Source organism: Tsukamurella strandjordii (assembly GCF_039525985.1).
Taxonomy (GTDB): domain Bacteria; phylum Actinomycetota; class Actinomycetes; order Mycobacteriales; family Mycobacteriaceae; genus Tsukamurella; species Tsukamurella strandjordii.
This window is the reverse complement of the sequence record NZ_BAAAII010000004.1, coordinates 151,002-174,950: the sequence shown is the minus strand read 5'-3', so window position 1 is coordinate 174,950 and position 23,949 is coordinate 151,002. Positions and strand designations below refer to the sequence as shown.

General features: G+C 70.6%; 22 protein-coding genes and 1 riboswitch. Of the genes, 10 read left to right on the top strand and 12 right to left on the bottom strand.

Annotated features, from left to right (window positions below; genetic code table 11):
* Nucleotides 1–46: 46 nt before the first annotated feature.
* A riboswitch (TPP riboswitch) is annotated at nt 47–158 on the top strand.
* The 3 genes from thiC (at nt 155) to thiD (ABD108_RS06765) (ending at nt 3,574) form a co-directional block, all read left to right on the top strand.
* A complete protein-coding gene (thiC, locus tag ABD108_RS06775) occupies nt 155–1,837 on the top strand; it encodes a phosphomethylpyrimidine synthase ThiC (RefSeq protein WP_343929857.1) in 1,683 nt (560 codons plus the stop codon). Its footprint overlaps the riboswitch before it by 4 nt.
* Complete coding sequence (thiD, locus tag ABD108_RS06770; protein WP_305111270.1) at nt 1,834–2,721, top strand: bifunctional hydroxymethylpyrimidine kinase/phosphomethylpyrimidine kinase; 888 nt, start codon at nt 1,834–1,836, stop codon at nt 2,719–2,721. The genes thiC and thiD (ABD108_RS06770) overlap by 4 nt, the downstream gene beginning before the upstream one ends.
* Before the next feature lie 10 nt (nt 2,722–2,731).
* Nucleotides 2,732–3,574, top strand: a complete 843-nt coding sequence (thiD, locus tag ABD108_RS06765; protein WP_343929856.1) for a bifunctional hydroxymethylpyrimidine kinase/phosphomethylpyrimidine kinase — start codon at nt 2,732–2,734, stop codon at nt 3,572–3,574.
* Here the strand turns inward: thiD (ABD108_RS06765) and ABD108_RS06760 are convergent.
* The 3 genes from ABD108_RS06760 to ABD108_RS06750 form a co-directional block, all read right to left on the bottom strand.
* On the bottom strand, nt 3,540–4,748 hold the full coding sequence (locus ABD108_RS06760) for an AbrB family transcriptional regulator (RefSeq protein WP_343929855.1): 1,209 nt from the start codon (nt 4,746–4,748) through the stop codon (nt 3,540–3,542). The two genes, thiD (ABD108_RS06765) and ABD108_RS06760, sit on opposite strands and share 35 nt — an antisense overlap.
* A gap of 126 nt (nt 4,749–4,874) precedes the next feature.
* A complete protein-coding gene (locus ABD108_RS06755) occupies nt 4,875–5,639 on the bottom strand; it encodes a hypothetical protein (RefSeq protein WP_343929854.1) in 765 nt (254 codons plus the stop codon).
* Nucleotides 5,636–6,574, bottom strand: coding sequence for an ABC transporter ATP-binding protein (locus tag ABD108_RS06750; RefSeq protein WP_305111274.1), 939 nt, complete (start codon nt 6,572–6,574; stop codon nt 5,636–5,638). Before ABD108_RS06750 ends, ABD108_RS06755 begins: the two co-directional genes overlap by 4 nt.
* A 166-nt stretch (nt 6,575–6,740) precedes the next feature.
* On the opposite strand from ABD108_RS06750, the gene ABD108_RS06745 reads away from it, so the two are divergent.
* On the top strand, nt 6,741–7,601 hold the full coding sequence (locus ABD108_RS06745) for a LuxR C-terminal-related transcriptional regulator (protein WP_305111275.1): 861 nt from the start codon (nt 6,741–6,743) through the stop codon (nt 7,599–7,601).
* 142 nt (nt 7,602–7,743) lie between these two features.
* Nucleotides 7,744–9,096: an MFS transporter gene (locus ABD108_RS06740; protein ID WP_343930083.1), complete on the top strand. Its 1,353-nt coding sequence runs from the start codon at nt 7,744–7,746 to the stop codon at nt 9,094–9,096.
* A 10-nt stretch (nt 9,097–9,106) separates the two neighbouring features.
* Here ABD108_RS06740 and thiG read toward each other — a convergent pair whose 3' ends face one another.
* From thiG to thiO, 3 genes are read right to left on the bottom strand one after another with little or no spacing between them, the layout of a single operon-like run.
* Nucleotides 9,107–9,883: a thiazole synthase gene (gene thiG, locus ABD108_RS06735; RefSeq protein WP_343929853.1), complete on the bottom strand. Its 777-nt coding sequence runs from the start codon at nt 9,881–9,883 to the stop codon at nt 9,107–9,109.
* A complete protein-coding gene (gene thiS / locus ABD108_RS06730; protein ID WP_220657656.1) occupies nt 9,876–10,073 on the bottom strand; it encodes a sulfur carrier protein ThiS in 198 nt (65 codons plus the stop codon). Before thiS ends, thiG begins: the two co-directional genes overlap by 8 nt.
* On the bottom strand, nt 10,064–11,092 hold the full coding sequence (gene thiO, locus ABD108_RS06725) for a glycine oxidase ThiO (protein ID WP_343929852.1): 1,029 nt from the start codon (nt 11,090–11,092) through the stop codon (nt 10,064–10,066). The genes thiS and thiO overlap by 10 nt, the downstream gene beginning before the upstream one ends.
* 152 nt (nt 11,093–11,244) lie before the next feature.
* Here thiO and thiE point away from each other — a divergent pair, with 152 nt between their 5' ends.
* Nucleotides 11,245–11,916: a thiamine phosphate synthase gene (thiE, locus tag ABD108_RS06720; protein ID WP_343929851.1), complete on the top strand. Its 672-nt coding sequence runs from the start codon at nt 11,245–11,247 to the stop codon at nt 11,914–11,916.
* Here thiE and ABD108_RS06715 read toward each other — a convergent pair.
* On the bottom strand, nt 11,903–12,373 hold the full coding sequence (locus tag ABD108_RS06715) for an NUDIX hydrolase (protein ID WP_220657653.1): 471 nt from the start codon (nt 12,371–12,373) through the stop codon (nt 11,903–11,905). The two genes, thiE and ABD108_RS06715, sit on opposite strands and share 14 nt — an antisense overlap.
* A gap of 148 nt (nt 12,374–12,521) precedes the next feature.
* On the opposite strand from ABD108_RS06715, the gene ABD108_RS06710 reads away from it, so the two are divergent.
* Genes ABD108_RS06710 through ABD108_RS06700 form a run of 3 tightly spaced genes read left to right on the top strand, consistent with a single transcriptional unit; the run spans nt 12,522 to nt 17,155 of the window.
* On the top strand, nt 12,522–13,859 hold the full coding sequence (locus ABD108_RS06710; protein ID WP_220657652.1) for a hypothetical protein: 1,338 nt from the start codon (nt 12,522–12,524) through the stop codon (nt 13,857–13,859).
* Entirely contained in the window at nt 13,856–14,836 is a 981-nt protein-coding gene (locus ABD108_RS06705) for a glutamate ABC transporter substrate-binding protein (protein ID WP_343929850.1), read from the top strand. Before ABD108_RS06710 ends, ABD108_RS06705 begins: the two co-directional genes overlap by 4 nt.
* Nucleotides 14,837–14,848: 12 nt before the next feature.
* Nucleotides 14,849–17,155: a serine/threonine-protein kinase gene (locus ABD108_RS06700; RefSeq protein WP_220657650.1), complete on the top strand. Its 2,307-nt coding sequence runs from the start codon at nt 14,849–14,851 to the stop codon at nt 17,153–17,155.
* A gap of 18 nt (nt 17,156–17,173) precedes the next feature.
* On the opposite strand, the gene ABD108_RS06695 is transcribed toward ABD108_RS06700, so the two are convergent.
* Genes ABD108_RS06695 through ABD108_RS06685 form a run of 3 tightly spaced genes read right to left on the bottom strand, consistent with a single transcriptional unit; the run spans nt 17,174 to nt 20,186 of the window.
* Nucleotides 17,174–17,998 (bottom strand): ABC transporter ATP-binding protein, encoded by an 825-nt coding sequence (locus ABD108_RS06695; protein ID WP_343929849.1) that lies wholly within the window; start codon nt 17,996–17,998, stop codon nt 17,174–17,176.
* On the bottom strand, nt 17,995–19,095 hold the full coding sequence (locus tag ABD108_RS06690) for a FecCD family ABC transporter permease (protein ID WP_343929848.1): 1,101 nt from the start codon (nt 19,093–19,095) through the stop codon (nt 17,995–17,997). Before ABD108_RS06690 ends, ABD108_RS06695 begins: the two co-directional genes overlap by 4 nt.
* On the bottom strand, nt 19,092–20,186 hold the full coding sequence (locus tag ABD108_RS06685; protein ID WP_343929847.1) for a FecCD family ABC transporter permease: 1,095 nt from the start codon (nt 20,184–20,186) through the stop codon (nt 19,092–19,094). The genes ABD108_RS06690 and ABD108_RS06685 overlap by 4 nt, the downstream gene beginning before the upstream one ends.
* Nucleotides 20,187–20,231: 45 nt before the next feature.
* On the opposite strand from ABD108_RS06685, the gene ABD108_RS06680 reads away from it, so the two are divergent.
* Nucleotides 20,232–21,182 carry an ABC transporter substrate-binding protein gene (locus ABD108_RS06680; RefSeq protein WP_343929846.1) on the top strand — a complete coding sequence of 317 codons (951 nt, stop codon included), beginning with the start codon at nt 20,232–20,234 and terminating at the stop codon, nt 21,180–21,182.
* Between the two features lie 7 nt (nt 21,183–21,189).
* Here the strand turns inward: ABD108_RS06680 and ABD108_RS06675 are convergent, their stop codons facing one another.
* Nucleotides 21,190–22,758 (bottom strand): adenylate/guanylate cyclase domain-containing protein, encoded by a 1,569-nt coding sequence (locus ABD108_RS06675; protein WP_305111283.1) that lies wholly within the window; start codon nt 22,756–22,758, stop codon nt 21,190–21,192.
* Nucleotides 22,758–23,918: an acetate kinase gene (locus tag ABD108_RS06670; protein WP_343929845.1), complete on the bottom strand. Its 1,161-nt coding sequence runs from the start codon at nt 23,916–23,918 to the stop codon at nt 22,758–22,760. Before ABD108_RS06670 ends, ABD108_RS06675 begins: the two co-directional genes overlap by 1 nt.
* Between the last annotated feature and the right edge of the window lie 31 nt (nt 23,919–23,949).

Here is a 23,949-nt window from a genome sequence, read left to right as displayed (position 1 = left end):
GCGGATCACCCCCACCCCGACTCCAGGAGTGCGTTAGGCTCGGAAGCGCACACCACACGGGAGCTCGTCGCAACGAGCTGAGAGGACGCCTGACGCGGGCGTCGACCGAACGAACCTGTCCGGGTAATGCCGGCGTAGGGAGAAGGAGTCCCGCATGTCCAATTCTGTCTCCACTGAAGTCAGCACCGTCACCATCGGCCCGATCGTCGGATCCGCGAAGCGCTACACCGAGGTCGACGGGGCGAACGGCCCGCTCCGCGTGCCCTTCCGCCGCATCTCACTGACCAACGGCGATCACCACGACGTCTACGACACCTCGGGGCCGTACACGGAGTACACCGCCGAAGATCAGCTCCACGATCTGCAGGCGGGCCTGCCCAAGACCCGTGACGCCTGGAACAAGCCCGCCGCCGTGGACGGGGCGAGCACCCAACTCGCCTGGGCCCGTGCGGGAATCATCACCGACGAGGTGCGCTTCGTCGCGGCCCGCGAGGGTTTCGATCCCGAGTTCGTGCGCGCCGAGGTGGCCGCCGGCCGTGCGGTGATCCCCGCGAACCACCGGCACCCCGAGCTGGAACCGGCGATCATCGGCAAGGCCTTCGCGGTGAAGATCAACGCCAACATCGGTAACTCGGCGGTCACCAGCTCCATCGCCGAGGAGGTCGAGAAGATGGTGTGGGCCACCCGCTGGGGCGGCGACACCATCATGGACCTGTCCACCGGCAAGGACATCCACGAGACCCGCGAGTGGATCATGCGCAATGCCCCCGTTCCCGTGGGCACCGTGCCGATCTACCAGGCCCTGGAGAAGGTCAAGGGCGATCCCACCAAACTCACCTGGGAGATCTTCCGGGACACGGTGATCGAGCAGTGCGAGCAGGGCGTCGATTACATGACGGTGCACGCGGGTGTGCTGCTGCGATACGTGCCGCTGGCCGCGAACCGGGTCACCGGCATCGTCAGCCGCGGCGGCTCGATCATGGCCGCATGGTGCCTGGCGCACCACCAGGAGTCCTTCCTGTACACCCACTTCCGTGAACTGTGCGAGATCCTGCGCGAGTACGACGTGACCTTCTCGCTGGGCGACGGCCTGCGGCCCGGCTCCATCGCGGACGCGAACGACGAGGCCCAGTTCGCCGAGCTGCGGACGCTGGGCGAGCTGACGAAGATCGCGAAGTCCTATGGCGTGCAGGTGATGATCGAGGGCCCCGGTCACGTGCCGATGCACAAGATCGTGGAGAACGTGCGGCTCGAGGAGGAGCTGTGCGAGGAGGCGCCGTTCTACACGCTCGGTCCGCTGGCCACCGATATCGCGCCGGCCTACGACCACATCACCTCGGCGATCGGCGCCGCGATCATCGCGCAGGCGGGCACGGCGATGCTCTGCTACGTGACGCCGAAGGAGCACCTGGGGCTGCCGAACCGCGACGATGTGAAGACCGGCGTGATCACCTACAAGATCGCCGCGCACGCGGCCGATCTCGCCAAGGGGCACCCGGGGGCGCAGTCACGGGACGACGAACTGTCCAAGGCGCGCTTCGAATTCCGCTGGATCGACCAGTTCAATCTCTCGCTCGATCCGGATACGGCCCGCGAGTTCCACGATGAGACCCTGCCCGCCGAGCCGGCGAAGACCGCGCACTTCTGCTCGATGTGCGGGCCGAAGTTCTGCTCCATGCGGATCAGCGCCGATGTGCGGGCCTACGCGCAGGAACACAACCTGGTGACCCAGGAGGACATCGACGCGAAGCTGGCGGCCGATATGGCGGCCAAGTCGCAGGAGTTCGCCGATGCGGGTGGGCGGGTGTACATCCCGCTCGAGACCGCGCAACGGTGACCACTCCGCGCAGGGTGACGGTGGGCGCACCGTCGACCCTGCCGACCGCGCCGCGCGGCACCGCCCCGCACCGCGTACTGACCATCGCCGGATCGGATTCCGGCGGCGGCGCGGGCATCCAGGCCGATATGCGGACCTTCGCGATGCTCGGTGTGCACGCGAGCGTGGCGATCACCGCGATCACTGTGCAGAACAGCGTGGGCGTGCAGGACTTCCGCGAGGTCGACCCGGAGATCGTGGGCGCGCAGATCCGTTCGGTGGCCGGCGATATCGGGGTGGAGGCGGCGAAGACCGGGATGCTGGCCTCCACCGCGATCATCGAGGCGGTCGCGGCCGCGGTCGACGACGGGGACATCGGCAAGGGCCGGACCGCGCCCCTGGTGGTCGACCCCGTCGCGGCGTCGATGCACGGCGATCCCCTGCTGGCGACGGACGCGCTCGCCGCGCTGCGCACCGTACTCCTGCCCCGCGCCACCGTGGCCACCCCGAATCTCGACGAGGTGCGGCTGATCACGGGGATCGAGGTCACCGATGCCGCGTCGCAACGCGATGCCGCGCGCGCCCTGCTCGATCTGGGAGTGCAGTGGGCCCTGATCAAGGGCGGTCACCTGCGTGATTCCCCGGACAGTCCCGATCTGCTCACCGACGGCTCCGAGGACGTCGAACTGGTCGCGCCGCGGGTTCCCACCGGCCACGACCACGGCGCCGGCGATACCCTCGCGGCGGCGATCACCGCGGCTCTGGCGCACGGACGCTCCGTGCCGCAGGCCGTGGAATTCGCGAAGGCGTGGGTCACCGAGGGGTTGCGCTGGGCCTACCCGCTGGGCGCCGGCCACGGCCCCGTCAACCCGCTGTGGCGGGTCGCCGCGCCGGCCGAGGACTAGCCTGGCAGGCATGCAGCACCTGCCCCTGCCCGGATTCGGCGAGACGCCGGTGCGGGTGATGACCATCGCCGGTTCCGATTCGGGCGGCGCCGCCGGTCTCCAGTCGGACCTGCGCACGTTCGCCCTCGCCGGCGTGCACGGCACCAGTGCGGTCACCGCGGTCACCGTGCAGAACAGCCTGGGTGTCACGGGTTTCCATGCGATCCCCCCGGAGACGGTGGCGGGGCAGATCCTCGCGGTGGTCGCCGACATCGGCGTGAGCGGGGTGAAGACGGGGATGCTGGCGAACGCCGGGATCATCGATGCCATCGCCGATACCGCGGCGGATGTCGGTATCGGGGAGCACATCCCGTTCCTGGTCGATCCGGTGTGCGCCTCGCAGCACGGCGATCCTCTGCTCACCCCGGAGGCGCTCGACACCCTGCTGCGGCGGCTGTTCCCGCTCGCCTGGGTGGTCACTCCGAATCTCGACGAGGTGCGGCTGATCACGGGGATCGAGGTGGTCGACGAGGCCACCCAGCGCGACGCCGCGCGGGCCCTGCACGATCTGGGACCCCGCTGGGCACTGGTGAAGGGCGGGCATCTGCGCACCGCGGTCACCAGCACCGACCTGCTGTACGACGGCACCGATTTCCTGGAGTTCGAGGCGCAGCGCATCGACACCCGGCACGATCACGGCGCGGGCGACACCCTGGGTGCCGCCACCGTCTGCGCTTTGGCGCACGGCTGGTCGGTCCCCGAGGCGATCGCCTTCGGCAAGGACTGGGTCACCCGGTCGCTGGCCGCCGCCTACCCGGTCGGCGCGGGGCACGGCCCCGTCAACGCGTCGTGGCGGCTGCGTCCGGACGCTTGAGCATCGCGAGGCGGTTCATCGCCACCACGATCAGCGGGAGCGCCAGCACCACGATGATCAAGCGCAGGCTCTGCACCGTGGCTATCAGCGCCATGTTCGCGTCGCCGCTGCCGGCGGCACTGGCCACGACCGCGTTGATGCCGCCGGGGGTGGTCGCGAGGTAGGCGTCCGCGAGCGGGACGCCGGTGATGCGAGCGGCCGCCGCGGCCAGCAGGGCCACCACACCGCAGAGGAAGACGATGCCCACACCGATCGCGGGCAGCAGGTGCGCGAGGCGGCGCAGCATGCGGCGGTCGAACATGAGGCCCACCTCCAGGCCCACCACGATCAGCAGCAGCTCCTTGAAGGCGCCCTGCGGTGCGAAGCCGCGAGTCAGCTGGGCGCCGCCGATCACCGCCGCCACCAGCATCGGCCCGATGAGGCCGCCGCCGGGGAGCTTCAGCTTGCGCCCCAGCCACATTCCGGCCATGGCGAAGACGATGGCGATGGACAGTCCGGCGATCTGGTCGCCGCGGCCCACGATCTGCAGGTCGGTCACGCGGCGGCCGGTGGTGGTCGCGGCGGTTCCGGCGAGCGCGGTCATCACGAACGGAGCGGTGAGGCTCACCAGCAGCACGCGCGAGTACTGCATCACGCCCACCACGTCCTTGCGGGCGCCGAGCTCGTCGCACAGGGTGACCACGGCGGACGATCCGCCCACCATGAGTCCGAGGGTCGCGGTGCGCTGGTCGAGTGCCGCCACGAACCGGCTCAGTGCCCAGGCCGTGAACATGGACAGCACGATGGTGAGGATGGAGATCAGCAGGAAGGGCGCGATCACCGGCCCGACGATGCGGATGGCCTCGAGGTTGAGGTAGCTGCCGAGCATCACTCCGATGAAGGCCTGGGTCCACCGGCTCGCGTCGGCGGGGACCGAGATCTCCCGGCCCAGGAAGATGCGCAGGGCGGCGCCGAGGGCGAGCGCGGCGAGCAAGGACGGTGCGGGGACGCCGAAGAGCGAGGCGACCTCGGCGGCGATCCAGGCCACGAGCACCACCGCGAGATACCGGGGCACCCGCCCCGTGCACGCCTTACGGAGCCGCGCGGCGCGGCTCGGGGCGCGCCGCCGGGCGCCGCCGTCCTGCCCGGTGGGCACGGGCGACGCCTCCTCGACGACTGGCGGCTGCGCGGTCACCCTTCCTATGTAGCACTGCGAACGATCTGGCGAAAGGTGGGTGAGCAGATGTTCACGTGATCCTCATACAGAACGTGACCTGCGCGTTCCCGAACGCCGTACGGCGGTTCGGGTCACAGGAGCCGCTCAGGCGTCCCGTCGGGCGATCAGCGCGACCGCCCCCGCCCACAGCGCACCGATCACCACGATCAGGTAGATCAACGAACCCCACGCGGGCCACGGCATGGTGGTCGACGGCAGGGCGATCCCGAGCAGATTCTCGAAGTTCGTCATCGGGAGGTACGGCGCGGCGTCCCTGGTCTGCGGCACCGCCGAGATCACGCTCTCGACCACCAGCATGTACGCCAGCAACACGATGATCGCACCCGCGGCGTTGCGGATCGCCGTTCCCACGGCGACCCCGAGGATCGCGGCGAGGCCCGCGGCCAGCGGCAGGGTGAGGTAGGCGCTCGCCCCCGCACCGGTGGCGGAGAAGCCCGGCCCTCCGCCGCCGATCAGCAGGAACAACCCCATCGCCAGCCACTCCGCCACCAGGAAGGCCAGCGCGCACACCACGGCGACCACCGCGGTCTTGGCGGTCAGGGCGATCGGGCGGTTCGGCACCGCGAGGAAGGTGGTGCGGATCGTGTTGAACCGGACCTCGCTGGTGATCGACAGGATGCCGACCACCGCGGAGAAGATCACCGCGATACCGGGCATCCCGGCCAGGCCGGTGAAGGGTGCCAGGGCGAGCAGGATCCCGTCCTCCGAGGTGGACTCGGTATTGCGGGTCACCCAGGCCACGAGCGCCACGATCACCAGCCCCAGGGCGATCGACGATGCGAGGGTCCAGCGAGTGGCGCGCACGGTGGAGAGCTTGACCCACTCGGCGCGGACGGCACGAACGATCACGCGGCACCTCCCAGGCCCCGGTACTCCACGGCCGCACCCGTGAGTTGCATGAACACCTGTTCCAGCGAACTCTGTTGCGGCGCGAGTTCACTGAGCGGAAGGGATTCCGCGGCGGCGATCTCCCCGACGGTGTCGCTGGTGGCACCCCGCACGGTGATCACGGTCCGGCCACCTCCTCCGGGCGCCGCCTCGGCGGCGATGCTCACCTGCAGGCCGCGGGCGGTGAGCGCCTGCGCGAGGTCGCGCTCGCGCGGACTGCGCACGCGCACCGAGTGTTCCGAGTTCTGCGCGATGAAGTCGGCCATCGTGCCGTTCCACACCAGGTGGCCGCGTCCCACGATCACCACATCGTCAGCGGTGAGCGCCATCTCGGCCAGCAGGTGACTGGAGACGAAGACGGTGCGGCCCTGTGCGGCCAACGATTTCATGAACGTTCGCACCCAGACGATGCCCTCGGGGTCGAGGCCGTTCACCGGCTCGTCGAACATCAGGACCTCCGGGTCGCCGAGCAGCGCACCGGCGATCCCGAGCCGCTGCGACATGCCGAGTGAGAAGCCGCCCGCCTTCTTGTTCGCCACATCGGACAGGCCCACCATGGACAGGCATTCGTCCGCGCGGCTCGACGGCAGTCCACTCGCGGCGGCGAGCCACCGCAGATGATTGCGGGCCGTGCGATTGGGGTGCACCCACTTCGCGTCGAGCAGGGCGCCCACCTGGGTGAGCGGCCGGTCGATGGTGGAGTACTGGCGGCCGCCGATGGTGGCGGTGCCGGCCGTGGGCCGGTCGAGCCCCAGGATGCAGCGCATCGTCGTCGACTTCCCCGCCCCGTTCGGGCCGAGGAATCCGGTCACCCGGCCGGGCCGCACCGCGAACGACAGGTCGTTGACCGCTTGCACGGCTCCGTACGTTTTCGTCAGTCCCGAGACTTCGATCATGAATTCACGCTAGCAACCGCGGACCGCCTCCGGGTGGGACGCGCTGCTGCCTCGATCGGCGAAACGGACGCCGAGGAGGTGGATCGTCGACACGTGATTCAGGTCACTGGGGACAGTCGGACATGTCATGATGATTCACCTGATGTCGTAGCCCCGGAGAACCGTCATGCCCGCCCGTCCCACCGGCCTCGCGCCGGTCGTCGACCTCGACGCGGCGCGGGCGGCCCTGCGCACCATTCGCACCCGTACCGAACTTCCTGTGTCCTTCGTGGGCCTGGTCGATACCGACCGCGTGGTGCTCAGCGGCGGCGTCGGCCTGCGGACGGCGGCGCTCGACGGCCTGCCGGTGGCGCGCGGCGCCGGCCTCGGCGGGCACGTGCTGCGCACCGGGCGGCCCACGGCGGTCGCCGACTACAGCACCGCCGGGATCACCCAGCACTACCACGCGCAGGTCGCGGCGGAGGGCCTGCGCTCGATGGTCGCGATGCCACTCACGGTGAACGACACCGTGCGCGCGGTCTTCTACGCCGCCGACCGGCGCGAGTCCACGCTCGGCGACACCGTGCTCGGCGCGGTCTCGCGCACCGTCCGGGAATTGGCGCAGGAGTTGCGGATCCGCGAGGAGGTGGAGCGCCGGGTGCGGTTCGCCGAGGCGGCGGCCGCCGAGCGCAGCGCCCTCGGCGGCATCGATCGCGAGCTGCTGCGCGAGGTCTTCTCGGAACTGCGCACCATCGCCGGGGAGATCGCCGACGGTGCGGTGCGCGCCCGGTTGGAATCGGCGTGCGGCCGCATCTCCGGACTCGGCCGCAGCCCGAGCGAGGCGCCGCCGCAGCGCCCACTCACGGCGCGCGAAGTGGACGTGCTCGCCCAGGTGGCCCTGGGATGCACCAACGCGGAGGTCGCGCAGCGGCTGTCCATCGGCGCCGAGACGGTGAAGGCCTACCTACGGAGCGCGGGCCAGAAACTGGGCACGCGCACCCGCTTCGAATCGGTCACCCGGGCCCGCAGCCTGGGACTTCTCCCCTGATCCACAGGGCTACCCCCTTTCGGGGGTACCGCGACTGTGACGGGCATCACTAGGTTTCTGGCACGTCCTTTCGACCCCAGGAGCGAAGTTGAGCGCACCCGAACTCCCGACCGTCCCGAAGCCCAAGCTGCGCCGGGTGGCGATGGCCAGCTCGATCGGCACCACGATCGAGTTCTACGACTTCTTCATCTACGGCACCGCGGCAGCGCTGGTGTTCCCCACGATCTTCTTCTCGAACATGAGCCCCGGCGTGGCCACACTGGCCTCGTTCGCCACCTTCGCCGTGGCCTTCTTCGCCCGTCCCGTGGGTGCGATCCTGTTCGGGCACTTCGGCGATCGGATCGGCCGCAAGCGCACCCTGGTGTGGACGCTGCTCATCATGGGCGCCGCGACGGTGATGATCGGCCTGCTGCCCGGCAGCGAGACCGGCGTCTTCGGGCTGTTCCCGAACGGCATCGGCACACTCGCGCCGGTGCTGCTCGTGGTGATGCGCTTCTTCCAGGGTTTCGCCGTAGGCGGCGAGTGGGCCGGTGCCACGCTGCTCACCGCCGAGTACGCACCGAAGGGCAAGCGCGGCCTGTACGCGATGTTCCCGCAGCTGGGGCCGTCGTTCGCGTTCTTCCTCTCCAGCGGCACGTTCCTGCTGTTCACGCTGACCGCGGGCGATACCAAGAACGCCGACAGCGCCTTCATGACCATCGGCTGGCGCGTGCCCTTCCTGCTGTCGGCGCTGCTGGTGCTGGTGGGCCTGTGGGTGCGGCTCACCGTGGAGGAGACCCCCGTCTTCACCGAGGTCCGCAAGCGGGCGATGAGCGAGATCAACCGCACCAAGCTGCCCTTCCTGGATGCGATCCGCTTCCAGTGGAAGGAGATCCTGATCGCCGCCGGTGCGCTGGCCTCACTGTTCTCGCTGTTCTACATGGGCACCGCCTTCCTCACCAACTACGCCACCAAGAACCTGGGCTTCCCGCGCACCACGGTGCTGGCGATGGGCATGGCCGGCGCGGTCTGCTTCGGGCTCGCGATCGCCGCGTCGGCGGTCTACTCCGACAAGATCGGCCGCCGCAAGGTGATCATGACCTCCTGCGGGCTGGCCGTGGTGTGGTCGTTGGTGCTGTTCCCGATCCTGGACACCAAGAGCCTGCCGATGTACGCCGTCGGCCTGATCGGCACGCTGATCATCTTCGGCATCGCCTACGGCCCGGCGGGCGCCGCGCTGCCCGAGATGTTCCACGAGCGGTACCGCTACACCGGGGCCGGCCTGGGCTACAACCTGGCGGGCATCCTGGGCGGCGCGATTCCGCCGCTGATAGCCGCGAAGTGGGTGGCCGATGGCAACCAGCTGTGGGTGGGCTACATGCTGGCCGGGCTGTCCGCTGTGAGCGTGCTCTGCTGCTACCTCATGGTGGAGACCAAGGACCACGACATCGTCGAGACCCCCGCGACCGACGGCGCCACGGCTCCCACCGCGGACGACGACCTCGCCCCGGTGTGACCCGGAACCGCTAGGTGCCCAGGCGTCCGTCGATCGGTGACGACGCCTGGGCCCAACGGCGTTGCGGGATGCGCCCGGCGGCACGCGCCAGCCGCCCCGCCTCCACGGCCAGCCGCATCGCGGAGGCCATCGCCTCGGGATCGGAGGCTCGGGTCACCGCGGAGGCCAGGAGCACGGCGTCGCAGCCGAGTTCCATCGCGAGCGCGGCATCGCTGGCGGTGCCGATCCCCGCGTCCAGGATCACGGGCACATCGCTCTGCGCCACGATCATTTCGATGTTGTGCGGGTTGAGGATTCCGAGACCGGTACCGATCGGTGACCCGGCGGGCATCACCGCGGCACAGCCCACATCGGCCAGTCGGCGCGCCAGGATCGGATCGTCGTTCGTGTACGGCAGCACCACGAATCCGTCGGCCACCAGCTCTTCGGCCGCCTCCACGAGCGCGACCCCGTCGGGGAGCAGCGTCTCGTCGTCGCCGATCACCTCGAGTTTGATCCAGTTCGTCCCCAGGGCCTCTCGGGCCAGCCGCGCGGTGAGCACCGCCTCGGCCGCGCCGAGGCACCCCGCCGTGTTCGGCAGGGGGGTGATGCCCAGGTCCCGGATCAGGTCGAGCACGCCGCCGCCCTCGGCCAGGCTCGTCCGGCGCAGCGAGACCGTGGTCAGCTCCGTCCCCGACGCCACCAGCGCGGCCCGCAGATGCTCCAGGTTCGCGCTGCCGCCGGTCCCGGTGATCAGCCGCGAACCGAACTCGCGGCCCGCGATCACCAGAGCGTCCGGCTCAGCCACCCTGGACCGCCGTGAGCACCTCCACGTCGGCGTACGCCGGCAAGGCCTCGTCCCAGCCCGACCGCGGGTGCACGGCGCCGTTCACCGCGATGGCGACGCCCTTGTCCGGCAGGCCGAGCAGCTCCAACAGCGCCACCGCCGAGGTGCCCTCGGGCACCTCCCGGTCGTCACCGTTCACCGTCAATTCCATGCGTGCACCTCCTGATCGAGCACCATATCCACCGCCCGCGCGCCCGTGACCGGTGCGAGCAGAATTCCGTTCCTACCGTGCCCGGTGGCGGCGAACACCCGGCCGTCCACCCGGCCGAGCAGCGGCAGGTTGTCGGGGCGGGTGGGCCGCAGCCCCGCGGTGACCTCCACCAGCTCGTACTCGCGGAGGAAGGGCAGCACGGTGAAGGCGTCGACGAGCAGTTCGACCACGGGGCCCACGCGGGGCGCCAGATCGCGGTCGTTCTCGTACTGGGTGGCACCCACCACCACGCCGTCGGCGCGGGGCACCACGTACACCGGTCGGCCGTGCACCCGGGCCCGGACCGTCACCTCCGGGGGCGGCAGGCACGACGGTGCGCGCCGGAGCCGCACCACCTCACCCTTCACCGGGCGCACCGCGCAGCCCGGGAGGAGATCGACGGAAGCCGCTCCGGCGCAGACGATCACGGCGTCACCGGGGAGGTCCGACGGTGCGCGGACGGCCTCGGCGCGCAGCTCCACACCGGTGGCGGCACAGGCCGCGAGCAGCGCCCGGTGCACGAGCCGATTATCGACCGCGAGCTCCGACGGTGCCTGTGCGGCCGCCCGGATCCGCGGCGCGGCACCGGGAATCGTCCGCAGCGCCGCGGAGGGACGGAGCGCTGCGAACAGCCGCTCGTCCCCCACGGCGGTGGTCACGGTGGCGAGCTCTTCCGCATCACCGTCGTCGACGGCGAGCCACACGGTGCCGCGGGCGGTGATCAGCGGACCGTCGGCGTAGGGCTGCAGCGCGGTGGCGAACCCCTCCCAGAGGGCGAGCGATTGCGCACCGAGGGCGAGCAGCCCCTCCTCGCCGGGCCAGGCCTCGGAGTAGGGCGCGAGCATGCCGCCCGCCACCCACGAGGCACCGGACCCGGGCGCGGGATCGTAGACGGCGACGCGTGCCCCGGCGCGCGCCAACGACCAGGCCACCGTGAGCCCGACGATGCCCGCACCCACAACGGAGACACTGCTTTTCACCTGCAAGATCCTTCCTTCGCCGGCATTACCCGGATCAGGTCTGACGGTCAGGGACGGCTCGTGCCCCACTCTCAGCTCCTCGTTCATCGTGCGATGCCCGGAGCTCCCGTGTGTTCGGCGACCAGCCTACCCCCGGCGTCTACCCTGGGCGCATGGTCTCCCCGCGCGAACGCCTCGTTTCGGCCCGCCTGTACCTGTGCACCGACGCCCGCCGCGAGCGCGGTGACCTGGCGGAGTTCGTCGCGGCCGCGCTCCGCGGCGGCGTCGACATCGTGCAGCTGCGCGATAAGGGGTCGGCCGGCGAGCGCGAGTTCGGTCCGCTGGAGGCGAAGCAGGAGATCGAGCTGGTGGCCGAGCTGCGCGAGATCGCGCACGCGCACGGCGCCCTGGTGGCGGTGAACGATCGGGCCGATGTCGCGCTCGCGGCCGGCGCCGACGTCCTGCACCTCGGCCAGGACGATCTCCCGGTCGCGGTCGCGCGCCGGATCGTGGGCGACGAGGTGGTGATCGGCCGGTCCACGCACGACGCGGCGCAGGCGGCTGCCGCGGCGGCGGAACCGGGCGTCGACTACTTCTGCACCGGCCCGTGCTGGCCTACGCCGACCAAGCCCGGACGCACCGCACCGGGACTGGAGCTGGTGCGCGGCACTGCCGCCAGTGCGCCGGACCGGAAGTGGTTCGCCATCGGTGGTATCGATCTGGACCGGGTGCCCGAGGTGACCGACGCGGGCGCCGACGCGATCGTGGTAGTCCGTGCGATCACCGCCGCCGACGACCCGGAGGGGGCGGCCCGCGCGCTCCGCTCGGCGCTCAGCTCTCGTTGAGAGACTGCAGCTGAACCTGAAGTTCGGGCCAGCTCTGCGCGAAGGCGGGGTGCAGGCGCCGGTCGGGCACTGCGCCCAGGTGCACCCACTCCAGCGCCGTGGACTCCTCGTTCGGGATCAGGTCGCGGGGCTCGACCAGCCGGGCCAGCACTGTGGTGTAGGTCCACCCGACTTCCGAGCGGGCGGTGACCACCTCGGAGAGCACCTCGAGCGAGGTGGGCGGAAGACCGGTCTCCTCGAAGGCTTCTCGCAACGCGGCATCGGCCGCGGACTCGTGGGAATCGCGGGCACCCCCGGGCAGCGCCCAGGTTCCGCCCTGGTGACTCCACCACGCGCGGTGCTGGAGTAACACCTTCGACTCGTCCGGCGACAAGGCCAGTAGGCCCGCGGCGCCGAACCGGCCCCAGTACCGGGAACCGTCCGGGTCGCGGACCCAGCCGTTCCCGTCACCCAACATGCGTCCACCGTAGCGGACACGGTGGCGGCACGGGCGGGGAAAATGCCGCGTCATGAGCGACCGATCGGCCGCTTCGCGCGATAGGGTCGAACGAGCCGGAACAGCGGAACCATCCGTTGCCGGCGGCGACACGAGAGAGGTGCGAACGGTGACGGCCACGGCGTCGAAGAATCGACAGCTGACCTCGCTCCGCCTCCGGTCCTTCCCCGAGTCATCGGTCTTCGCCGAACTCCGCGAGTTCTTCACCTCCAGCCCCGGAAAACTGGTCTCGATGGCCATCGTGCTCGTGACGATGTGCCTGTTCACCGGATGGTTCACCTCCGCCGGCCAGCTCTCCCGTACCGATGTCCTGCAGCAGAACCTGTCCGACTACGAGCCCCGCGCCCATGCCGCCCAGGTGCTCTACAGTTCCCTGTCCACGGCGAACGAATCCGCGAACGCGGCCTTCGTGGCCGGCGGTCTCCCTGCCGACGAGATCCAGTCCAGCTACCGGCTGGCGCTGGCCACCGCCGGCAAGGCGCTCGTCACCTCGGCCACGAGCCTGCCGCCCGAGGACACGAAGGCGCACGAGAACCTCGACACCATCGCGATGAACCTGTCGGTGTACACCGGTCTGGTCGAAACGGCGCGCACCAACAACCGGCTCGACAACTCGGTGGCCGCCGCGTACCTGGCGACCGCGTCGACGCTCATGCAGGAGACCCTGTTGCCCGCCGCGGAGTCGTTCTACCGCGAGGAGGCCGACAACCTCCGGGACACGCACTCGAAGTTCGCGTCCCCGCCGTGGGCGATCTACGGGGTCCTCGGCATCACGCTCGCGTCGGTGCTGCTCACTCACCAGTACCTGGCCCGGCGCACGCAACGCACCATGAACCGGGGCCTGCTGGTCGCGGCCACCGCCCTCACCGTGGCCCTGCTGTGGGTGCTGATCGCCAGCCTCACCTCGACCACCTTCTCCCTCCGCGCCGAACAACGCGGCACCGCGGCGGTGGACTCGTTGACGCAGGCCCGCACGCTCACGCAGCAGGCGCGGTCGATGGAGACGATGGCGCTCGTGCAGCGCGGCGCCGGACGCGGCACACCGCCGGAGGCCTTCGCGCAGACCCTCGGCCAGGCGCAGGCGACGCTGGAACAGATGGACACCGAGGACCCGGAGATCCGCGCCGCGGTCGACGGTGCGCGGGGCGACGCCCGGCGCTGGGTCACGGCGCACCAGGTGATCGCGGCCCGCGAGGCCACGGGCGATTACCTCGGCGCCACCCGCGTCGCGATCGGCACCGATCCCGATTCCGCGGCCGTGGCCTACCGCGCGCTCGACGATCACCTCACCAACGCGATCGCCCGCGCCCGGACCCTGTACCGCGACAACGTCAACACCGCGCGGTACGCGATCGCCTACTCCGGTCCCGGCGCCTTCGTCCTGTGCATCGTCGCGGCCGCCGGTGTCGCGGCCGGTTTCTACCCGCGAGTCAGGGAGTACCGATGATGCGCCGGGTTCTGGGTGGGATCGCCCTCGCGCTGAGCGTCACGCTCGCCACCTCGGCGTGCGTGGTCTCGGCGCCGGAGGCCCCCGGCGATGCGGTGACCTCATTCCCCCAGCCGATGCCGGGGTCCGGCACGGTGGTTCCGCCGGACACTCCCCTGCCGGCCGAGGTGGCGATGTGCCCGGGCACGCCGTCACCGTCGTCGCTCCCGCCGGCCGGACAGATGGTGCCGGGCACCACGATGGCCGATATCTTCGACCGCGGGCGGCTGGTGGTGGGCATCGACATCGGCTCGAACCTGCTGTCCTTCCGCGATCCGATCACCGGTGAGATCAAGGGATTCGACGCCGATATCGCGCACCAGATCGCGGCGGCGATCTTCGGCGATCCGAACCGGGTGCACTTCCGCATCCTCTCGACGGCCGAGCGGCAGCAGGCACTGATCGACGGCACCGTGGACGTGGTGGTCAAGACGATGAGCGCCACCTGCGACCGGGCCAAGCAGGTGGCCTTCTCCGCCACCTACTTCATCGCGCAGCAGCGCATCCTCGCGCCGCGCGGCGCGCCCATCAACACCGTCGGCGACCTGTCCGGCCGCCGGGTGTGCGAGGTGCGCGGCACCACCTCGCTGGACCGGGTGCGCCGACTGGTACCCAGTGCCACGGTGATCGCGGCCGATTCCTGGTCGGACTGCCTGGTGATGCTCCAGCAGCAGCAGGTGGACGCGGTCTCCACCGACGATGCGATCCTGGCCGGGCTCGAGGACCAGGACCCGAACCTCACCGTGACGGGGCCGTCGATGGGCCTGGAGTACTACGCGGTGGGGGTCGGGAAGAATCGCACCGACCTCGTGCGTTTTATCAACGGCGTACTACTGCGCATGGCCTTCGACGGAACGTGGATGCGGCTGTACAACCAGTGGTTCACGCCTACCCTCGGGCAGGTGTGGTCGGCACCCGCGGCGCAGTACACCGGGTAGGAGGTGATGGACATGCCCGACGAGGAGCACACGCAGGCGCAGGTCGTCGTCTTCGACGACGAGCAGCCGGAGGAGCACAGCGGCACCGTCGGTGTGCCGATGGATGCGATCTTCGACACCGAGCCGCCGCCCGTGGGCACCCAGGTCACCGCCGTACCTCCGCCCGATCAGGCGGTGGAGACCTCCGCGACGCCGCGATTCCAGCACAATCCGATGCCGCGCGCCGTCACCACGCGGATGCCCGGTCGGCGCCGGGTGGGCGGCGGACTCGTGGAGATCCCCCGGATCACCGAGGTGGACCCGTCCGAGGCCATCACCACCAATCCGATCATCGCCGAGGGCAAGCGGTACTGCTGGAACTGCCGCAAACCGGTCGGCCGCGCGCACGACGGTGAGCCGGGCCCCCTGATCGGCACCTGCCCGCACTGCGGGGCGCGCTTCTCCTTCGAGCCCGCGCTCAAGGCCGGCGACATCGTGGCCGACCAGTACGAGATCCAGGGCGCGATCGCGCACGGCGGGATGGGCTGGATCTACCTCGCCACCGACCTCAACGTGGTCGACCGCCCGGTGGTGCTCAAGGGCCTGCTCAATTCCGGTGACGCACAGGCACAGGCGGTGGCGGTCTCGGAGCGCCGGTTCCTCGCCGAGATGACGCATCCGTCGATCGTGAAGATCTACAACTTCGTCGAGCACCCCGATCCGGACGGCACTCGGATCGGGTACATCGTGATGGAGTACGTGCCCGGCAAGACCGTCAAGGAGATCCTCGCCGAGGCCGAATCCAAGGTGGAGGTCGAACAGGCCATCGCCTACATCCTGGAGGTGCTGCCCGCGCTCGGATACCTGCACAGCCTGGGCCTGGCCTACAACGATCTCAAGCCCGACAACATCATGATCAGCGAAGAGGACGTGAAGCTGATCGACCTGGGTGCGGTGGCCCCGCTGGGCGGCTACGGATACATCTACGGCACACCGGGTTTCCAGGCACCCGAGATCGCGAAGACCGGCCCGACGGTGGCCTCCGACGTGTACACCGTGGGCCGCACGCTCGCCGTGCTGGTGGCGAAGATCGCGATGGACAAGGGCCGGTACGTGGACGGCCTGCCCTCCCCCACCGACGATGCGACCCTGGCCCGGTTCAACTCCCTGTACCGGCTGCTGGTGAAGGCCACCGCGGAACAGCCGGAGGAGCGGTTCTCCTCGGCCGCGGAGCTCAACGATCAACTCCTGGGCGTGCTGCGGGAGTGCCTGTCCACCAAGTCCGGTGAGCCTCGGCCCGGCCTGTCGATGGTCTTCACGCCGCAGCGCTCCACCTTCGGTGTCGAATTGATGCTGCGCGCCGTCGATCCGGATCCCGATGTCCACGACGATATGCTGCGGGCGCCGGAAGTGCTGGCGGCGCTGCCGATCCCGATCGCCAATCCGTCCGATCCGGCGGCCGGCGTGCTGGCGCTCACGATGCGCAGCGATCCCACGCAGGTGCTCGACTCCCTCGCCGAGCTGCGGGAGACGATGGCGGGCACCGTGGAGATCGATCTGGCGGAGGCCCGGGCGCACCTGGAACTGGGCGAGGTGGATGCCGCCACCACGCTGCTCGATTCGCTGGCCGCGCGGGAGCCGCACCGCTGGCAGGTCACCTGGTACCGCGCCGAGACGGCGCTCATGCAGGGCGAGTACGCCACCGCCTACGACCACTTCGAGGCGGTCACCGATCAGGCACCGGGTGAGGCGGCACCGAAACTGGCCGCCGCCGTGGCCGCCGAATTCTGTTATCTCTCCGGCGAATCCGATCCGGACGGGTGGCGCGACCGGGCGCGGGAGCGCTACGAGGGGGTGTGGCGCACCGATCGCGGCATCATCTCCGCCGCCTTCGGTGCGGCCCGGATGCGCCGCGCCGCCGGCGATATCGTGGGCACGGTCGAGATCCTGGACCAGGTGCCGTCCACCAGCCGCCACTACCACAACGCGCTCTGCTCCTCGGTGGTCGCGCTGGTGCACGGGCGCGACCTCGCCGAGGTCACCGAGGGCCAGCTGCACGAGGCGGCGCGGCGGGTGCGCACGCTCCCGAAGTCGGAGTGGCGCAGGCTGCAGCTGCGCGCCCTGGTGCTGGGCGTCGCGCTCGGCTGGGTGCAGCACCGCAATCAGCACGGCCGCCTCGACGGGACCGCCACCCTGCTCGATCACGCCCTCACCGAGCGCGGGCTGCGCAAGGCCACCGAGAAGGCGCTGCGCGATCTCGCCGCACTGGCCGAGCGGAAGCGACAACGGCACGCACTGGTCGATCTCGCCAACGCGATCCGGCCGCGCACCCTGTTCTGATCCCGGATCGCGGAAGGGCTATTCGCCGATGCGGCGCACGCCGATCGGCACGATCAGCGGGCGGCCGGGCGCCACGGGATCGTCGATCACCTTCGACTGCAGGCCGAAGACGTCGGCGAGCATCTCCTCGCTGATGATGTCCTGCGGTGCGCCCTGCGCCACGATGGCGCCGTCCCGCATGGCGACCAGGTGATCGCTGTACCGGATGGCCAGGTTCAGGTCGTGCAGCACCATCACCACGGTGCGGCCCTGGCCGCTGAGCTCGTCGACCAGGTCCAGCACGTCCAGGGCGTGCGAGAGATCGAGGAAGGTGGTGGGCTCGTCGAGCAGCAGCAGCTCGGTGCCCTGCGCCAGCGTCATCGAGATCCACACGCGCTGCCGCTGACCGCCGGAGAGCGAGTCGACGGGGCGGTCGGCGAGGTCGCGCACACCGGTCTGTGAGAGCGCCGCGTCCACCACGTCGGCGTCGTCGGAGGACCACTGCCGCAGCCAGCTCTGGTGCGGGTGCCGGCCGCGCGCCACGAGGTCGGCCACGGTGAGTCCCTCGGGGGCGGTGGGGCTCTGCGGGAGCAGCCCCATGGTGGTGGCCACCTGCTTGGTCTTCATCGTGGCGATGTCGGTGCCGTCGAGTACCACCTGGCCGCTCGACGGCTTGATCAGCCGGGCCAGCGTGCGCAGCAGCGTCGACTTGCCGCAGCCGTTCGGGCCGATGATCGTGGTCACCAGACCGGTGGGGATGTCCAGGCTGAGGTCGTCGAGCACCGTCACCTGTCCGTAGCCCGAGGAGACAGCGCGCGCCCCCAGCCGGGAGGGGGCCGCCTGCCGAGTGTCGATCGCGCTCATTTCTTGGCTCCCTTGATGTTCTGACGGACGAGGAGGTACACGAGGAACGGGCCACCGGCGGCGGCCGTCACGATGCCCACCGGCATCGGGACCGGGAACACGGTGCGGGCCACCAGGTCCGCGCACAGCAGCAGAGCGGCGCCCATGGCCGCCGCGGGGATGAGCGGCGGGGTTGCCAGCCGGGTCAGGCGCATCGCCAGCTGCGGGGCGACGAAGGCGACGAAGGCGATCGGTCCGGCCGCGGCGACGCCGGCGGAGGCCAGCAGCACCGAGGCGATGAGCAGCGTGGCGCGGTTGCGGCCCAGCCGCACGCCCAGGCCGCGGGCCACGTCGTCGCCGAGTTGCACGGCGCGCAGCGGGAAGGCGGCACCCATCGCGATGATCGCGGCGGGCACGCCGAGCCCGAGGGCGGCCCACACATCGCTCCAGTCGCGGCCGTCGAGTGATCCGACGAGCCAGGCCTGGGCTCGGGCCACGTCGCGGATGTCGGCGCGCACCAGCATCCAGTCGATGAGCGCCCGCATCAGCGCGGTGATGGCGATGCCCACCAGGATCAGCCGCATACCGTCGACCCCGCCGCGAACGGCCAGCAGGTACACCAGCGCGCCGGTGACGAGCCCGCCGCCCAGCGCGAACAGCGGCAGGCCCACATCGGTGTTGAGGGTGGCGGCCAGCGTGCTGGTGGAGGTCACCAGGAACACCGCTGCCACGCCGGCACCGGCGGTGATGCCGAGGATGTCGGGGCTGGCCAGCGGGTTACGGGCGATCGACTGCACGATCGCGCCGGACATTCCGAGCGCCGCACCCACCGTGACGCCGACCAGCGCGCGCGGCAGCCGCAGGTCCATGACGATGAAGTCGGTCATCGCGTCACCGCGGCCGATCAGCGCCTGGAGCACATCGCCCAGGCTGAGCGGGAATTCGCCCATCCGGATGCTGAGGCAGAAGGCCACGAAGGCCACCGCGACGAGCACCGCGGTGACGAACACCGGCCAGGGCCGCCAGACCATCGAGACCACGGATCCGAATCGCATTCCGGGACGGATCGGAGGAAGGTCGGCTTTCGCGTCCTGGACCGTGTCCTGCGTGTCGGTCATACCGTGACCGCCTTCCGCCACCAGACGAGTGCCACGAAGAAGGGCGCGCCGACCATCGCCACCACGATGCCCACCTCCAGCTCGCCGGGACGGGCCACGACGCGGCCCACGATGTCGGCCGCGAGTAACAGCCATGCACCGAGCAGGGCCGAATAGGGCAGCAGCCAGCGGTAATCGGGACCGGTGAAATAGCGGGTGATGTGCGGCACCATGAGCCCGAGGAAGGCGATGCTGCCGCAGGCGGCGGTCGCGGCGCCGGCGAGCAGCGTCACGGCCACGATGCCGACGGTGCGCGCGAGGTTCACGTTGAGGCCGAGCCCCTTGGCCACATCGTCGCCGAGGTTGAGCAGGTTCACGGCGGGCCCGTTCGCCAGTGCGAGCAACGCACCGATCACGAGGAAGGGCGTGACCGCGCCGATCACGTCGAAGCCGCGGCCCACCACCGCGCCCGCGTTCCAGAACCGCAGCGCATCGAGGGAGGCGTTGTCGCTGAGCGCGATGGCCGAGGTCATCGAGCTGAGGAAGAGGCCAACGCCAGTGCCGGCGAGCACCAGGGTGAGCGGCGAGGCGACGCCGCCGCCCAGGCTGGAGAGGCCGAAGACCACGATCGCGGCGACGGCGGCGCCGAGGAAGGCGAACCACACGTACTGCAGCGGCTGGGTGAGGCCGCCCAGGAAGATCGCGCACACCACGGCGAACGCGGCGCCCTGGGTGATGCCCAGGATGCCGGGGTCGGCGATGGGGTTGCGGGTGTGGCCCTGCAGCAGCGCCCCCGCAAGGGCGAGCGCGGCCCCGGCCAGCAGGGCCAGGATGGTGCGCGGCACCCGGAGCGTCTGCACGATGATCGCGGCCTCGTTGAGCTGCGGATCGCCGGGGTTCGGGCCGGTGGTGTAGCGGTAGAACAGGCCGTCCCAGACCGCGGACGGTGCCAGATCGCGCGAGCCTATGGCGAGCGAGGCCACCACGGTGGCGGCGAGCAGGACCGCCAGGAGCATCAGCCCGGCGAGACGTTTGCGCCGCCGGGCCGAGCCCGCGCTGGGCCGCGCGGAGGACGACGGGGATTCGCGCGTCGTCGAGAGATCTACGGTCACCCCGCTAATGGTAGGCTGCCCTTCATTCTACGGAGGGACCCACCCATGAATTCGTCGCCGCGGGGCCTGGTCAGGACCGCCGCCGTCGTCCTCGTCACACTACTCGCCGCCACGCTCGCGGCGTGCGGTTCGTCGAGCGATTCCGCGCCGTCGAGCACTCCGCCGGGGTCCGCGAAGCGCATCGCCTCGCTCGGCCTCGGTGACGTGGACACCCTGTTGGCGCTGGGCGTGGTGCCGGTGCTCGTGGCGCCGTGGGCCCAGGACGCGACCGAGCCGGTGGGCGAATGGTCGAAGCCGCTTCTGCAGGGCCAGCAGCCCGCGATGGTGCTCGGCACCGGCAACGGGGTCGACGGGAAGGCCATCGAGACCATCGCGGCGTCCAAGCCCGATCTGATCGTCGCGGTGAACTCGGGCTTCGACGACGCCACCTTCGAGCGGCTCCGGTCGATCGCGCCCGTGATCCGCCGCCCCGCCGAATTCGCGGCCTGGGGCGTGCCGTGGGAGACGCAGGTCCGCACCATCGCGGCCGGAGTAGGCCTCGCCGGACAGGGCGACGCGCTGATCACCAAGACCAACGACACGATCGCCCGGACGAAGGCCGATCACCCGCAGTACCAGGGGAAGTCGGCGGCCACGATCCTGCCGAAGTCCGACGGCGGCTTCTACGCCTACGCCGGCACCGACGGCCGCGGACAGGTGCTCACGATGCTCGGATTCACCCTGCCTACAGCGATTTCGGGCCTGGTCCCGGCCGGCAAGTTCTACGCCGATGTCTCGGCGGAGAATCTGCAGCTGCTCGACCTGGACGCCCTGGTGTACCTCGATTACGGCACCAAGCAGAGCGAGGAGACGGCCTTCCGGGCGCTCGCGGTGAGCCGGGACAACCGGGTGACGCGGATCGATCGCACCCTCGGCAATGCCATGTCGATGCCCAACCCGGTGACCCTCGACTGGGTGCTCAAGACCTTGCCGCCGAAGCTGCCGACGTTCTCCTGAGGCCGCGTCAGCCCACCGCGAGGTACATGCGCGTGGGCTGAGTGCGTCCGCGCAGCACCTCGACGGGCCCGGGGCTCCAGTGCCGGCATTCGCTCGCATCGGCAGCGGCCACCGCCGGGGCCGACGCCCAGGGCACCAGGGGATCCGCCTTCGCCGCGGTCGACAGGCGTGATGCCTCGTTGACCGGATCGCCGATCACGGTGTACTCGAACCGATCCGCGGCGCCCACGTAGCCCGCGACCACCACGCCGTAGGTCACTCCGCACCCGGCGCGCACTTCGGGCACCTCGCGGCGCAGCCGGGTCATCATCGCGCGGGCCGCCGCCAGCGCGGCGCCGGCGGGATCGCTGAGCGGGGCCGGGGCGCCGAAGATGGCGAGCACCGCGTCGCCCTCGAACTTGTTGACCAGGCCGCCACGACTGTTCACCTCCGCCACCACCACGCCGCAGAACCGGTTGAGGATCTGCACCACCTCGCCGGCCGGGCGCTGCGCGGCGAGCTCGGTCGATCCGACGATGTCGATGAAGATGACCGCGACGCGCTGTTCGACGCCGCCGAGCTCGGGTTCGGATTCGATGGTGGCCCGGGCCACCTGCTCGCCCACCTGCCGGGCGTACAGGTCACGGACGCGCTCGCGCTCGCGCAGGCCCGCCGCCATCTGGTTGAAGCCCGACTGGAGATTGCCCAGGGAGGTGCCGTCGTAGACCACCACCTCGGTGTCGTACCGGCCCTCGCTCACCCGCCGCATCGCCGCGGTCACGCTGCGCACCGGCGCGGAGATCCGCGCGACGCCCAGCTGGTTGAGCACGGCGCCGGACACCAGTCCGCCGGCGGCGAGGGCGCACACGCTGATCGCGATGCCGCTCACGGTGGTGGGCTCGATGAAGGCGAAGGCACCCACCAGCACCACACCGGCCATGGGCAGGCCGGAGCCCAGCACCCACAGGGCCAGCGAACGGGCCTGCAGGCTCTGATTACGCGGCTCGGGCTGGTAGGTCTGCAGCACGATCGCGGTCACGGGCCGCAGGCTGAACTCGACCAGCAGCATCGTGATGCCCGCGGTCACCAGTCCGGCCCCGAGGATCACCAGCGAGACCTTCGGCACGAGGTGCGGGTCGTAGAGGCCGTAGAGCCACCCGAACAGGATCGCGGCCACCAGCCAGTTCACCAGCTCGAAGACGTAGATGCGCCGCGGCAGGGCGAGGGTCTCCTTCGCCTGCTCCTCAGTGGGGGGCGCGCCGCTGCCCACCCAGCGCAGGGTGGTGTACACGTGCCAGGTGCCGTAGAGGATGCCGAAGACCAGTCCGACGGTGATGTACGCCGGGAGGATCACGGTGTTGATGTCGCTGAGTTCGGGTTGCCGCACCGACGGCTCGGGGATCCCCACCAGGATCAACATCGCCGCGAATCCGGCGCCGAGCAGTGTGCACACGGCGATCGAGACGGACAGCAGGATCACGGTGCGCAGGCGTCGCGACTGCGCGCTCTCGCCGACGGTTCCCAGCAGCGGGGAGCCGTAATCCCCTCCCCCGTCGTCCGTTCCGGCGTCCCCCGGGGCCGAGTGCCCCAGGGGCATCAGAGGGCCGCCGCGTCGCGGGCTATCGCCAGCTCCTCGTTGGTGGGCACCACCAGCACGGCCACGGGGGCATCGTCGGGCGAGATCCGGCGGGGCTCGCCCGACCGCACCGCGTTCCGCTCGGGATCGACGACGATGCCGAACCGCTCCAGCCCGGCGAGGGCGTCGGCGCGCACACCCGCGGCGTTCTCACCGACCCCCGCGGTGAAGGTGATGGCATCCACTCCGCCGAGGTCCACCAGGTAGGCGCCGATGTAGCGGCGGAGCCGGTGGATGTACACGTCGTAAGCGAGTTTCACGTCCTGGTCACCCGATTCGATGAGCGTTCCCAGTGCGCGGAAGTCGTTCTCCCCCGCCAGTCCCTTGAGACCGGAACGGCGGTTGAGCAGGTCGTCGATCTGGTCGATGTCCATGCCCAGGCTGCGGCCCAGGTGCAGCACCAGACCGGGATCGATATCGCCCGACCGGGTACCCATCACCAGGCCCTCCAGCGGGGTGAGGCCCATCGAGGTGTCCACGGCCCGGCCGCCGCGCACCGCCGAGGCGGAGGCGCCGTTGCCCAGGTGCAGCACGATCTGGTCGACCTCGGCGTCCGGCCGGCCCAGGAACTTCGCGACCTGCTGCGAGACGTACTGATGCGAGGTTCCGTGGAAGCCGTAGCGGCGCAGGGCGTGCTCCTGCGCCAGCTCGCGGTCGATGGCGTAGGTGGCGGCCGCGGCGGGCAGGTCGAAGAAGAAGGCGGTGTCGAAGACGGCCACCTGCTTCACCTTCGGCAGCAACTCGCGCGCCACCTCGATGCCCTCGGCGTTGGCCGGGTTGTGCAGCGGCGCCAGCGAACTGAGGCGGCGGATCTCCGCGAGCACCAGATCGTCGATGATCGTGGGCGAGTGGAAGGTGCGGCCGCCGTGCACCACCCGGTGTCCCACGGCGGCGAGCCCCTCGGGCGTGCCCGCACCGGCGGTCAGATCGAGGCCGCGCTCGGCGAACTCGTCGAAGACCAGCCGGAGGGCGGCCTTGTGGTCGGGGACCTCGGTCTCGCCGATCCGCTCGACGATGCCGCCGTGCACCACCTCGCCGGTCTCGGGGTGCAGCAGTTGATACTTCAGCGACGAGGAGCCGGAGTTGAGGACGAGGACGGCGCCCGCCACCGCACCGGTCATGACTGCTGCTCCTTCGCTTCGGGCTCCGCCG